This is a genomic window from Rhizobium sp. BK491 (assembly GCF_014194925.1).
Classification (GTDB): Bacteria; Pseudomonadota; Alphaproteobacteria; order Rhizobiales; family Rhizobiaceae; genus Rhizobium.
Map to the genome: position 1 here is coordinate 305,972 of NZ_JACIAR010000002.1, position 13,606 is coordinate 319,577.

A 13,606-nucleotide genomic window follows, 5' to 3' on the forward strand; every position below is an offset into this window, starting at 1 on the left:
TATGGGCGCCAAATATGCGCTCGGCAATCAGTCGCCGGACTGGCCATTGATCGCCGCGGTGAAATCGGAAAAAAACTGCTGTGCCAGCTTCTTGGCGCTGGAATCGACCAACCGCGAACCGAGCTGTGCGATCTTGCCACCGACTTGCGCCTTCGCCTCGTATTGCAGGATGGTCTCGTCGCCGTCTTCCTTGAGCACGACGTCTGCGCCGCCCTTGGCGAAACCGGCAATTCCGCCCTTTCCTTCGCCTGATATCGTGTAACTTTCCGGTGCGTTGATGTTGGAAAGCTTGACCTCGCCGTTGAAGGAGGCGGAAACCGGGCCGATCTTCAGCTTTACGGTCGCGGTCAGTTCCGTCGGCGAGATCATTTCCAGGCTCTGGCATCCCGGGATACATCGCTTGAGGATCTCCGGATCGTTCAGTGCCGCCCATACGGCGTCCCTGGGTGCTGCGATCCGCTCCTCGCCGGTCATGTCCATGCGCAATCCTCCCAATGTGACATTTTGTGCATGGATCATCGCAGATCGGAAAGCGCTTTGCCAAGTGGCGGCCAGATGCTATTTGCACGCACATATCAATTTTGAGACAAGTATGGTGAAACATAGGGAAAGCCGGCCCGGCCAGAAAAGTGCGGGCGGTCTCGGGGCAAAACCCCGGCGTGATATGCCCGGCAAGCCGCCGGCAAAGCCCGCGCATGCTTCGAGGCCAGCCAAGCCTTCGCGTGATCATGGCGAGCGGGTGACCGAGCCGCGCGATGCGGCGACCGCTTCCACAGCGCCGGAACGTCCGCTGATTGCGCGAACCGGCGAGAGGCCGACGGAGCGCGTGCCGGTGATCCTCGAGTCACTCGGCGCCGGCGATTTCCACCTGATCGACAGCGGTAATGGCCTCAAGCTCGAACAATACGGTCCCTATCGCATCGTGCGGCCCGAAGCGCAGGCGCTGTGGCCGCCATCGCTCGCCGCGCATGTCTGGGACAATGCCGATGCGATCTTCACCGGCGATACCGATGAGGACGGCATGGGCCGCTGGCGCTTTCCGCGCGAAGCGCTCGGCGAGACCTGGCCGCTGCAATTGCTCGGCGTCGATTTCCTCGGCCGCTTCACCGCCTTCCGACATGTCGGGGTCTTTCCGGAGCAGATCGTGCACTGGGCCTGGATGAAGGAGCAGGTCGAGGCGGCGAAAAGGCCGCTCAAGGTCCTGAACCTTTTCGGCTATACCGGCGTCGCCTCCCTGGTGGCAGCCGCTGCCGGCGCAGAAGTGACCCATGTCGACGCCTCCAAGAAGGCGATCGGCTGGGCGCGGGAAAACCAGGCCTTGGGCCGTATGGAAAAACTGCCGATCCGCTGGATCTGCGAGGATGCAATGAAGTTCATCCTCCGCGAAGAGCGGCGCGGCAATAAATACGACATCATCCTCACCGACCCGCCGAAATTTGGCCGGGGCCCGAACGGCGAGGTCTGGCATCTATTCGAACATCTGCCGCTGATGCTCGATATCTGCCGCGAAATCCTGTCGCCGAAGGCGCTCGGCCTCGTGCTGACGGCCTATTCCATCCGCGCCAGCTTCTACTCGATCCATGAGCTGATGCGCGAGACCATGCGCGGCGCCGGCGGCGTGGTCGAATCCGGCGAGCTGGTCATCCGCGAGGCCGGCCTTGACGGCCGCACGCCGGGCAGGGCGCTTTCCACCTCTCTCTTCAGCCGCTGGGTGCCGAAATGAACCAGGATTTTCGCAATGACGGTCCACGCAAGGTCGGACAGGTCAAGGAGGTCACCTCGCTTGCCAATCCGATCGTAAAGGACATCAAGGCGCTGACGGTCAAGAAGTCCCGCGAGGAAAGCGGCGCCTTCCTGGCCGAAGGGCTGAAGCTCGTCATCGACGCGCTCGAACTCGGCTGGACGATCCGCACGCTTGTTTATGCCAAGGCCGCCAAGGGCAAGCCTCTCGTCGAACAGGTGGCCGCCAAGACGGTGGCGGCCGGCGGTCTTGTGCTGGAGGTCAGCGAAAAGGTCATCGGCTCGATCACGCGCCGCGACAATCCGCAGATGGTAGTCGGCGTCTTCGAGCAGCGCTGGCAACAGCTTCGGGACGTCAAGCCGAAGGCCGGCGAAACCTGGGTAGCGCTCGACCGCGTCCGCGATCCCGGCAATCTCGGCACGATCATCCGCACCGCCGATGCGGCCGGCGCTTCCGGCGTCATCCTCGTCGGTGAGACGACCGATCCCTTTTCGCTGGAAACCGTACGCGCCACCATGGGCTCGGTCTTTGCCGTTCCTGTCGTCAAGGCAACGCCGGAAGAGTTCTTGGCCTGGAAGAAGAAGGCTGAGGTTTCCGTGGTCGCCACCCATCTGGCTGGCGCGGTGGACTATCGCACCATCGATTACAAGAAGAAGCCCGTCGTCATCCTGATGGGCAACGAGCAGTCCGGCCTGCCGGATGCCCTGGCGAAAGAGGCCGATGCGCTCGCCCGTATCCCGCAGGCCGGCCGTGCCGATAGCCTCAATCTGGCGGTCGCGACGGCAGTCATGCTGTTCGAGGCCCGCCGCCATATCCTGACCCTGAGCGAGACCCGATGACCGATAGCGAGACCCACGAACAGCCGACTGCAAAGCCAGCCCTGTTTTCGCGGCCCCTGCCGATCCTGATCTTCATCGTGGTTGCTGTCGTTCTCGACCAGGCCATCAAGATCATGGTCGATAACTGGCTTCCCCTGCAGGTGGATAGGCCTGTGCCTTACATTCCGATGTTGTCGCTCTATCGCACCTACAATCTCGGTGTCGCCTTCTCGATGCTGTCGGGCATGGATGGCTGGTTCATCGTCGGAATGCGGCTCGTCATCGTCGCCTTCGTGCTGTGGCTCTGGCGACGCACGCCCGATCACCGCTGGCTGGCGCATACGGGCTTTGCCCTGATCATTGCCGGCGCTCTCGGCAATCTGCTCGACCGCTTTCTCTACGGCCACGTGATCGATTACATCCTCTTTCATACGCAGACGTGGTCTTTCGCCGTCTTCAATCTTGCCGACAGCTTCATCACCGTCGGCGCAGGCTGCGTCATTCTCGACGAGCTTCTCATGCCGAAAAAGGCAAAAGCGTAAAATTCTATCGAATCCCTGAAGGCATCGGGAAGACTGCCCATGATAGCCAGACGGCATGAGCACTCTGGCAGATCTGCAGGAAAAGCTTGCCGCCGCGGCAGTTCAGGACCAAACGGGACCGAGCGAAGGGCCGGCCGCCGACGAGTCGTCGCTTGTAAAATCGACAGTACCGCGTGAGGCGGGGCAGCAATCGCCACCGCTCGCGCAGGCCCGGTCGTTGCTGGGCCATTGGCTGAATGGTGGGGGTCTTGTCGCTGGGGCAGCCTTTCTGGTGATTGGCTTTACCGGAGGTCCGCTGCTGCTCGCGGGCCTGTTTGGCCTTGTGGCCCTTGCGCTTGCCGCTGTCGGCATCGTCAAAGCCCGAGGCGCTGCAGGCGAGCCTGAGATTGCCGCCGCCGATGCCAACGAGAGCGAGCATGATCGCTTGTGGGAGCACAGGGAAAGCGCCAATCTCCTTGCCACCGTCCATGATGCGCTCGGTGATATCACCGTCACACGCAGCATCGACCGGCGGATTATGCATGCCAATGCCACATTCAGCCGATTGACCGGCAGGCCGCATCCGGAGGGCCTGACGCTGGAAGAGACCGGCCTCGTATTCCGTACCGTCACCGGCGCGAAGCATCAGGATGCGGAAATCGCAACGCCCGAGGGGCGGCGCATTTTTGCCTGGCACGATGTCATGTTCCGCGATGCGACGACTGGGCAATTATGCATACAGAGCATCGCGCGCGACGTGACGGAGGAGCGGCAGGTTGCGCGCCTGCGCGAAGACGCCCGATTGAAGGCCGAGTATAACAGCGCCGCCAAATCCCGCCTGCTCGCCACCGTCAGCCATGAGATCCGCACGCCGCTGTCTGGCATTCTCGGCATGAACCATCTGCTCGCCCAGACGCCGTTGACCCTGGAGCAGGCAAATTACCTCACCGGCATTCGCCAGTCGGGCCACGCGCTGGTGCAGCTGGTCGAGGATCTCCTGGATTTCTCCACGATCGAAGTCGGTCGCTTCCAGTTGCATCCACGGCAGGAGGCTTTGCGGCCGCTGCTGGAAGGCGTCATCGAGATGCTCGCCCATCGCGCCCATGAAAAGGGCATAGAAATCGCTGCAAGCGTTGCGGCCGATGTTCCGGAGAACTTGGAGTTCGATCCCGCTCGGTTGCGCCAGATCCTGTTCAATGTCATCGGCAACGCGGTGAAATTCACCCAGACCGGTGGCGTTCTTGTCAGCGTCGATCTCGATGGCCGGGATTTGACGATATCCGTGCGCGATAGCGGTCCCGGTATGACCGAGGAGGAGCAGGCCCGCGTCTTCGGCGAGTTCGAGCAAGCCGGCACCACGGTGGAAAGAAGCGCCGGCACCGGTCTCGGCCTTGCCATCTCAGCCCGCATCCTGCGCGAATTCGGCGGCGGGCTCAGCGTTGCCAGCGAGCGCGGCAAGGGCAGCGAGTTCGTCATCTCCTTCCCGGTCGGCTTGGTTGCCGGAGAGAACGGACACGACCGGCGCAATACCATGCTCAGAGGCTCTCGTATCCTGCTGCTTGCCCCCGAAGGCGCGGCAAGTACGGCCATCATGCGAACAATACAGACGCTTGGCGGCCGCTGCCGGTTGATCGGTCCCGGCGACATGGATGATCTGTTGCCATCCTTCCCGATGGGCGAGGGCGGGGTGTGGACGGATCTCATCGTCGATCACCGTATGGCGCCCTGGTATTTCAGCGAGGGAAATGGGCTTGCGGTGCCTCGGCTGCGCAAGATCTTTCTCGTCAATCCCGAGGAGCGTAACACCCATCCGCTCGATCTTTTCGATGCGTGGCTCATCCGTCCGCTGCGCGAACAATCGCTGATAGACGTGCTGAGGGGCCGTATGCGCGGCATGGAAAGGCGCGAGGCACTGATCGAGGCGGTGTCCGAGATCGGCATAACGACGCCGGAGGCGGAGGACGATCGTGCGCTCGATATTTTGTTGGGCGAGGATGACCCGGTCAACGCGATGCTGGTCCGGGCCATGCTCTCCAAGGCTGGCCACAGGGTCCGCCTCGTCGAGGATTTCGATGGCCTTCGAGCCCGCATCGAAAAGCCCGAAACACGGCCGGAGGTGCTGGTGACGGATTTCAACATGCCGGGCGGCACGGGCGCGGCTGTACTTGCGCAGTTGCGGGCCCATGAACGCAGGCATGGCCTTCCTTCGCTGCCGATCGTCGTGCTGACCGCAGACACCCGCGATTCGATCCGCCGTCAGGCACTTCTGGCCGGAGCCGATGCCGTCATCGTCAAGCCGGTCGATCCAGAGAAGCTGAAGACAGTGCTGAAAGGCCTGTCCCGATCGGTTTTCGAACGCGCCTAAAATTATTTTCGATCTTCGAGCGAAGAACAAGAAAGCCAGCTCATCAATGTTCGATAGAGGGCGGCGAGAAGGTTCAACTTGTGGCATTTGCCGCCGCTAAGTTGGGGACGGCGCGCCTATTCGAAAAATTGCAATGGGCACGGTTCTTGCATTTAGCAAGGCTGCGTGTCACTTTCCTGTCGCACGAATTTGGTTTATGGCGCTATATCGGCCCGTAGGGGGAGAATCGCCATGTCCATCGAAATCTTGAATCGCGAAGCTCAGGGCGAAATGGTTCAGTCTTCAAAGGCAACGGTTGAGCCGGTTGCCAGCGATGTGCTCGGACGCATCGGAAATCTCGAAACGCGCCTTGCCCGCACGGCGCGCGAAATCGATGCCGCTCAGGCCGTACGCTACCGCGTTTTCGTCGAGGAGATGAACGCGCAACTTCCGGCTGACGCCATGCGTCGTCAACGCGACGTCGACAGCTGGGACGCCATTTGCGACCATCTTCTGGTGCTGGATCGCTCGATCGAAGGCGATCCGGAAGACCAGATCGTCGGCACCTACCGCCTGCTGCGCCAGGAAGTGGCCATGGCAAATGGCGGCTTCTATTCGTCATCGGAATTCGACATCGACGCGCTGCTTGCCCGTCATCCCGATAAGCGTTTCATGGAACTCGGCCGTTCCTGCGTGTTGCCGGCATACCGGAACAAGCGCACGGTGGAATTGCTGTGGCAAGGCAATTGGGCCTATGCGCTGAAGCACGGCATGGGCGCGATGATCGGTTGCGCCTCCTTCCCCGGTGTCCTGCCGGAACAGCACGCGCTCGCCTTGTCCTTTCTCTATCACAATGTTGTCGCCAAGGATGACTGGGCCGTCGGTGCTCTGCCGTCGCTCGCCCGGACCATGGACCTGATGCCGGTCGAAGCCGTCAATCCGAAGAAAGCGCTGATGGCGATGCCGCCGCTGATCAAGGGATATCTGCGCCTCGGTGCCATGGTCGGTTCCAACGCCGTTGTCGACCACGCCTTCAACACGACCGATGTGCTGATCGTACTGCCGATCGCCAGCATCTCGGACCGCTACGTCAATTATTACGGCGCGGATGCGGGTCGCTTCGCAAGCTGAAAAATCTCAAGATAGGTCTCAGGGGATTGCAAAAATATCGATCGCATCGGTGATGCCGCGAAGCGCGACATGATGCGATTGCGGCGTGAGGCCGCGTTTTGTCATCAGTTCGGCAGCGCGAGGATGATCGAGCACCGAACTGGTGGCGAAGATTTCGCGTGATGTGGCGAGATGCTGGACGCGGGATGCGATATTGACCGTCTGCCCGAAATAATCCTGCCGTTCGTTCAGGCTCACGGCGATGCACGGCCCCTCGTGGATGCCGATTTTCAGGAGAAGGTCGTCGTTACCGCGCTCATTGTTGAGGCTGAGCATAGCCTCGCGCATCCGCATCGCCGCAGTGAGCGCCCGATCCGGCGTCGGGAACGTCGCCATGACCGCATCGCCGATCGTCTTGACGACGGCACCCGCCTCCGCCGCCACGATCTCATGCAGGATGCCGAAATGGGTCTTGACCAAATCGAAGGCAGCGAGATCGCCTACCCTTTCGTATAATTCCGTGGAACCGCGCAGGTCGGTGAACAGAAAGGTGAGGCTGGTGATCTTCAGCCGCTGATCGATGTCGATCGTATCCGTGCGATAGATGTCACGGAAGGTCTGGTTGGAAAGTAGGTGCTTGGCGGTCAGAAATGGCCGGCGTTGTCCAAGCAGCGTATGAAGAGCCTCGTTGGCCAGGCAGACCGATGGTAGCACGCGAAGGTCCGTGTGGTTCTCCATCTGGATGCGCAAGGGACCGGGCCGCAATTCGATGGCTTCGCTGTGCCGGTGCATGCGATCGAAAACGATTGAGAGGGTCTGCCGTTCCTTCGTCGGCTCTCCCTTCACATCGAGGAATTGCGCTGCATGCGTGACAGGCTCGAAGATGATGGTGAATTCCGCCGGCAATTGAAGCGATATCACCGCTTTCTCGCCGGGCGGCAGCTCGAGCGATTCCAGAACGAATTGATCGACTTTTTCTTCATATCCCTCGTCGGGAAGGTCGATACCCGAGCCCCAATAGATCTGACGGAAATATTCAAGGGGCGGCAGGTCGTGCGGATTGTGCGCTTCTATGTGGCGCACGCGCGGACTGACGGTGAAGGTGACTTCCACCATCTCATCAAGCGTCGGCTCGTAGCCGGCTGCGCAAAGCGTACAGTTGTAGGTGTCGCTTTGCACGGTTTTCAGCGAGGTATTGGCATCCAATACCCCGCCGCAGCCGGGGCAAAGAACATTCCACGACATCTCGAACAGGCCAAGGCGCGACGCATGCAGGAAGGCATTGATAGTCTGCTCTTCATCGAAGCTATGGTCGGCAGCGAAGGCGAGCGCATTCACACGGTTAAGCTTGCGGTCGGGTGCCTCAAGGACGAGCCGCTCGATAGCATCGACAATGTCAGGCTGCGCTGAATGGCGCAGCACTCCGAACAGGACCTGAGCCTCACTCATCTCGCTATTTTACACCGAATTGACGCCGGAGCCCATCACCTTTGTTGGGTCGCCGGCTCAATTTCATAAGGTAGCGTCTACGACCCTGCACCATAGGCCGCGATAGCGGCCATATTGACGATATCGGAATCCTTGGCCCCCATCGATGTGATCTGCACCGGCTTGTCGAGGCCGACGAGCAGCGGGCCGATGACGGTGGAGCCGCCGAGCTCCTGCAGCATCTTGGTGGAGATCGCCGCAGAGTGGAAAGCGGGCATGACAAGCACGTTTGCCGGTCCGGATAGCCGCGAGAAGGGATAGAGGCTTTCCATGAGCTTGCGGTCCAGCGCCACATCGGCGGCCATTTCGCCGTCGAACTCAAAATTGACGTAGCGCTTGTCAAGAATGTTCACCGCTTCGCGCACCCGCTCGGAGCGTTCGCCCGGGGGATGTCCGAAGGTGGAGTAAGCGAGCATGGCGACGCGCGGCTCATAGCCCATGCGCCGTGCGAAGCCGGCAGCTTCCTCGGCGATATCGGCCAGTTCTTCCGAGGTCGGCATGTCATGCACGGCGGTATCGGCGACGAAGACGGTTCGGCCGCGCGCAAGCACGATTGATATGCCGATGACCCGGTGGCCCGGCTTGGCGTCGATGCAGCGGCGCACGTCGCCGAGCGCGGTCGAATAGTTGCGGGTCACGCCCGTCACCATGCCGTCGGCATCGCCCAATGCGACCATGCAGGCGGCAAAGTGATTGCGGTCGTTATGGATCAGGCGGGTCACGTCACGATGCAGGTAGCCCTGGCGCTGCAGCCGGGCATAGAGATAATCGATATAGGCATCGCCCCGCTTCGAGATGCGAGCATTGACGATCTCGAGGCCGGGGCGTTTGAGATCGATACCGGCGCGTTCGGCGGTCGCCTGGATCAGATCCTCGCGGCCGAGAAGGATCGCCGTGCCGAGCCCCTGATTGGCGTAGGAGAGGGCGGCGCGCATGACCTGCTCTTCTTCCGCTTCGGCAAAGACGATGCGCTTCTGATGTCGGCGGACGCGCTCGTAGAGCTGCGCCAGCGTCGAGGCGATCGGATCGCGCCGGGCCGAAAGTTCGCGCGCATAGGCGGCCATGTCTGCTATTTCGCGGCGCGCGACGCCGCTCTCGATCGCGGCTTTTGCGACGGCGACCGGGATAGCCGAGATAAGGCGCGGGTCGAAGGGCACGGGGATGATATATTGCGCGCCGAAGCGCGGCCTTGCGCCCTGATAGGCGGCGACGACATCGTCCGGCACGTCTTCGCGCGCAAGACTGGCCAAGGCTCTCACGGCGGCGATCTTCATCTCGTCATTGATAGTGGTGGCGCGCACGTCGAGCGCACCGCGGAAGATATAGGGGAAGCCGAGGACGTTGTTGACCTGGTTCGGATAGTCCGAGCGCCCCGTCGCCATGATGGCGTCGTCGCGGATGCGGGCGACTTCCTCCGGCGTGATTTCCGGATCGGGATTGGCCATGGCGAAGATGATCGGCCGGTCGGCCATGGAGCGGATCATGTCTTCGGAGAAGGCATCCTTCTGCGACAGGCCGAACACGACGTCGGCGCCTTTCATCGCTTCCGCCAGCGTGCGCTTGTCGGTCTTGACCGCGTGAGCCGACTTCCACTGGTTCATGCCCTCGCTGCGGCCCTGATAGATCACGCCCTTCGTGTCGCAAAGGGTGACGTTCTCCGGATTGAAGCCCATCGACTTGATCAGCTCGATGCAGGCGATGGCGGCAGCGCCCGCGCCGTTGCAGACGAGCTTGGTGGTCTTGAGGTCGCGCCCCGTCAGCTCCAGTGCGTTGATGAGGCCGGCGGCGGCGATGATGGCGGTGCCGTGCTGGTCGTCATGGAACACGGGGATATCCATGAGCTCGCGCAGCCGCTGCTCGATGATGAAGCAGTCGGGTGCCTTGATGTCTTCCAGATTGATGCCGCCGAAGGAGGGGCCGAGATAGCGCACGCAATTGATGAATTCGTCGACATTCTCGGTGTCGATCTCGAGATCGATCGAATCGACGTCGGCGAAGCGCTTGAAGAGGACCGACTTGCCTTCCATGACCGGCTTGGACGCGAGCGCGCCGAGATTGCCGAGGCCGAGAATGGCCGTTCCGTTGGAGATGACGGCGACCATATTGCCGCGCGTAGTATAGTCGTAGGCGGTGGCCGGATCGGCAGCGATCGCCTTCACGGGAACGGCAACGCCGGGCGAATAGGCAAGGGAAAGATCGCGTTGTGTCGCCATCGGCTTGGTCGGGTTGATCTCAAGCTTGCCGGGGCGGCCGTTCCTGTGGAAGTCCAATGCTTCCTGATCGGTGATCCCCGTTCCCGGACGCGACTTGCTCTTGCTCTCAGCCATTGTTCCTCCAAACCTCCTGTGGGCGACCGGTCCCTCTTGCCCGATAGCTGTTGTCTTCTATAGCGGCGCGCGGATAGGGTGACACCTCATTTTTTTGGAAAAACTGCACCTCCGTGAACGAACGTATTAACGCCAGCATCGATGCTTTCTCGGCCGCCGAGCTTGCCTCGGAGGAAAGCCGCGCCTCGGCTACTCCGATGATGGAGCAATATATCGAGATCAAGGCGAACAATCCCGGTTCGCTGCTGTTCTACCGCATGGGCGACTTCTACGAGCTGTTCTTCGAAGACGCCATCGATGCCTCGCGTGCGCTTGGGATCACGCTGACGAAGCGCGGTCAGCACATGGGACAGGATATCCCGATGTGTGGCGTGCCTGTTCACGCCGCCGATGATTATCTGCAAAAGCTGATCGCCCTTGGCTTCCGCGTCGCCGTCTGCGAGCAGGTGGAAGATCCGGCGGAAGCCAAGAAGCGCGGCGGCAAGTCGGTGGTTCGGCGCGATGTCGTGCGTCTGGTGACGCCCGGCACGATCACCGAAGAGAAGCTGCTTTCGCCTTCGGAATCCAATTATCTGATGGCTCTGACACGCATTCGCGGCGGTGCCGAGCCGCAGCTGGCGCTCGCCTGGATCGACATTTCGACTGGCGTTTTCCGCCTTGCCGAGACGGAGGCGTCAAGGCTGCTCGCCGATATCCTGCGCATCGATCCGAGAGAGCTGATCCTGCCGGATACCATGTTCCACGATCCGGAATTGAAGCCTGTTTTCGACATCCTTGGCCGTACGGCAGTCCCGCAGCCGGCCGTGCTGTTCGACAGCGCCAGCGCTGAGGGGCGAATCACCCGTTACTTCGGCGTGTCGACGCTCGATGGTTTCGGCACGTTCACCCGCGCCGAACTGGCAGCCGCCGCCGCCGCGATCGCCTATGTCGAAAAGACCCAGCTTGCCGAGCGGCCGCCGCTGGGATTGCCGGAGCGTGAAAGCGGCGCCTCCACGCTTTTCATCGATCCCGCCACCCGCGCCAATCTGGAACTGGTGCGCACGCTTTCCGGCGACCGCAATGGCTCGCTGCTGAAGGCGATCGATCGCACCGTGACCGGCGGCGGTGCTCGCCTCCTCGCCGAGCGGCTGATGTCGCCGCTGACTGACCCTGTCCGTATCAATGAGCGTCTGGATTCGATCGGCTTTCTGACCGAGGAGCCGTCGCTCTGCAGCGATTTGCGTTCGGCATTGAAGCATGTGCCTGACATGCCGCGCGCCCTGTCGCGCCTGGCACTCGATCGCGGCGGCCCCCGCGATCTCTGGGCGATCCGCCAGGGCTTGGCAGCCGCAACCGACGTTGCCCGCATGCTCGGAACTGCACTTCTGCCGGAAGAGCTGAAGGCTGCATTGGCCGGGCTCGTTGCCTTGCCCGCCGACCTTGAAGCGATGCTCGCCGCGACACTTGCCGACGAGCTGCCCCTGCTGAAGCGTGATGGCGGTTTCCTGCGTGAAGGGGCGAATGCCGAGCTCGACGAAGTGCGGGCACTCCGCGATCAGTCGCGCCGCGTCATCGCCGGCCTGCAGCTGCAATACGCCGAGGAGACCGGCATCAAGTCGCTGAAGATCAAGCATAACAATGTGCTCGGCTATTTCATCGAGGTCACGGCCGGCAATGCTGGTCCGATGACGGATACAAGCGAAGCCAAGGCGCGCTTCATCCATCGCCAGACCATGGCGAATGCCATGCGTTTCACCACGACCGAACTTGCCGATCTCGAAAGCCGCATTGCCAATGCCGCCGACAAGGCACTCGCCATAGAGCTCGAGGCCTTCGACCGTATGGTCGCGGCCGTGGTGGCTGCTGCCGAGGCGATCAAGGCCGGCGCCCGCGCGCTGTCGGTGATCGATGTCGCAGCCGGCCTCGCGCTCCTTGCCGAGGAGCAGGCCTATTGCCGACCCATCGTCGATGGCAGCCGCATGTTCGCCATCGAGGGCGGCCGCCATCCGGTGGTGGAGCAGGCGCTCCGCCGTCAAGCCGGCGGTCCGTTCGTCGCCAACAATTGCGATCTCTCACCGAAGGCCGATGGCAAGGATGGCGCCATCTGGCTCCTGACCGGCCCCAACATGGGCGGTAAGTCCACTTTCCTGCGTCAGAATGCTTTGATCGCCATTCTCGCGCAGATGGGCTCTTTCGTGCCGGCCGCTTCCGCCCATATCGGCATCGTCGATCGGCTGTTCTCGCGCGTCGGCGCTTCCGACGATCTGGCCCGCGGCCGTTCGACCTTCATGGTCGAGATGGTCGAGACGGCGGCAATCCTCAATCAGGCGACGGAACGTTCGCTCGTCATCCTCGACGAAATCGGCCGTGGTACCGCGACCTTCGACGGCCTTTCGATCGCCTGGGCAGCCGTCGAGCATCTGCACGAGGCCAATCGATGCCGCGGCCTTTTCGCCACGCATTTCCACGAGTTGACGGTGCTGTCGGAAAAGCTCGGTCGGCTCTCCAACGCCACCATGCGCGTCAAGGAATGGGATGGCGACGTCATTTTCCTGCATGAGGTCGGGCCGGGGGCTGCCGATCGCTCCTATGGCATTCAGGTGGCGCGCCTCGCCGGCCTTCCGGCCTCCGTGGTGGCGCGTGCGCGCGATGTCCTGACGCGCCTCGAAGACGCCGACCGCAAGAATCCGGCAAGCCAGCTCATCGATGATCTGCCTCTCTTCCAAGTGGCCGTCCGCCGGGAGGAGGCAGTTGGCCGGCGCGAGCCGTCCAAGGTCGAGGAGAGGCTTAAAGCGCTGGATCTTGACGATCTGACGCCGCGCGCCGCTCTGGACGTGCTCTATGAACTGAAGAAAACGCTTACTAGAAGCAGCTGACCACAGGCGATATTCCAAGGGCAATATGATGTATCTCGAAGTTCTTCTCGCCGAAGTCCGCATTCTGGGTGAGCGCTTCTCTCCGATCGCTGCGCGCGGCAAGATTTGCGGCGAGGGAGAGCCCCCGGATTGTGACTCCGATCGAGGCCTGCTCGATATTACGCTGTCCTGCAGCCGCATTTCCGATATTTGCTCGAAGATCGCCAAGGCCGGTTATTGGGAATGCGAGCGCGAAATGGTGACGCAGATCGGCGCCCAGTCGCGAAACATATTATATAGCTTGAACGAGCTCAGACGGGCGATCGAGCCGGCAAGGCCCTAAAACCGCCGGCTTCTGCGTCGATCGCCGTCACGCTTCGTCAACTTTGGCCCGGTAGAAATCATGGAAAGACCAGGCCCAGA

At 61.8% G+C, this 13,606-nt stretch carries 10 protein-coding genes; 7 read left to right on the forward strand and 3 right to left on the reverse strand.

What is annotated here, in order from left to right; translation table 11 throughout:
• Window positions 1–27 precede the first annotated feature (27 nt).
• Complete coding sequence (locus FHX05_RS09370) at window positions 28–480, reverse strand: carbon monoxide dehydrogenase subunit G (protein WP_183713350.1); 453 nt, start codon at window positions 478–480, stop codon at window positions 28–30.
• A 112-nt stretch (window positions 481–592) separates the two neighbouring features.
• On the opposite strand from FHX05_RS09370, the gene FHX05_RS09375 reads away from it, so the two are divergent.
• The 5 genes from FHX05_RS09375 to FHX05_RS09395 all read left to right on the forward strand — a co-directional run bounded on the left by FHX05_RS09375 (window position 593) and on the right by FHX05_RS09395 (window position 6,555).
• Complete coding sequence (locus FHX05_RS09375) at window positions 593–1,723, forward strand: class I SAM-dependent methyltransferase (protein ID WP_183871379.1); 1,131 nt, start codon at window positions 593–595, stop codon at window positions 1,721–1,723.
• Window positions 1,720–2,580, forward strand: coding sequence for an RNA methyltransferase (locus FHX05_RS09380; RefSeq protein ID WP_112399616.1), 861 nt, complete (start codon window positions 1,720–1,722; stop codon window positions 2,578–2,580). The genes FHX05_RS09375 and FHX05_RS09380 overlap by 4 nt, the downstream gene beginning before the upstream one ends.
• Window positions 2,577–3,101, forward strand: coding sequence for a signal peptidase II (gene lspA, locus FHX05_RS09385; protein WP_183871380.1), 525 nt, complete (start codon window positions 2,577–2,579; stop codon window positions 3,099–3,101). Before FHX05_RS09380 ends, lspA begins: the two co-directional genes overlap by 4 nt.
• Before the next feature lie 55 nt (window positions 3,102–3,156).
• Entirely contained in the window at window positions 3,157–5,445 is a 2,289-nt protein-coding gene (locus FHX05_RS09390; protein ID WP_183871381.1) for a PAS domain-containing hybrid sensor histidine kinase/response regulator, read from the forward strand.
• Window positions 5,446–5,676: 231 nt separating this feature from the next.
• Window positions 5,677–6,555, forward strand: a complete 879-nt coding sequence (locus tag FHX05_RS09395) for a GNAT family N-acetyltransferase (protein WP_112336685.1) — start codon at window positions 5,677–5,679, stop codon at window positions 6,553–6,555.
• 18 nt (window positions 6,556–6,573) lie between these two features.
• Here the strand turns inward: FHX05_RS09395 and FHX05_RS09400 are convergent, their stop codons facing one another.
• Together FHX05_RS09400 and FHX05_RS09405 are read right to left on the reverse strand one after the other, a co-directional pair.
• Entirely contained in the window at window positions 6,574–7,983 is a 1,410-nt protein-coding gene (locus FHX05_RS09400; RefSeq protein WP_183871382.1) for an adenylate/guanylate cyclase domain-containing protein, read from the reverse strand.
• Between the two features lie 77 nt (window positions 7,984–8,060).
• A complete protein-coding gene (locus FHX05_RS09405) occupies window positions 8,061–10,349 on the reverse strand; it encodes an NADP-dependent malic enzyme (protein WP_183871383.1) in 2,289 nt (762 codons plus the stop codon).
• 113 nt (window positions 10,350–10,462) lie between these two features.
• On the opposite strand from FHX05_RS09405, the gene mutS reads away from it, so the two are divergent.
• Window positions 10,463–13,204, forward strand: coding sequence for a DNA mismatch repair protein MutS (mutS, locus tag FHX05_RS09410; protein WP_183871384.1), 2,742 nt, complete (start codon window positions 10,463–10,465; stop codon window positions 13,202–13,204).
• 25 nt (window positions 13,205–13,229) lie between these two features.
• On the forward strand, window positions 13,230–13,526 hold the full coding sequence (locus FHX05_RS09415) for a hypothetical protein (protein ID WP_244441434.1): 297 nt from the start codon (window positions 13,230–13,232) through the stop codon (window positions 13,524–13,526).
• Window positions 13,527–13,606 lie beyond the last annotated feature (80 nt).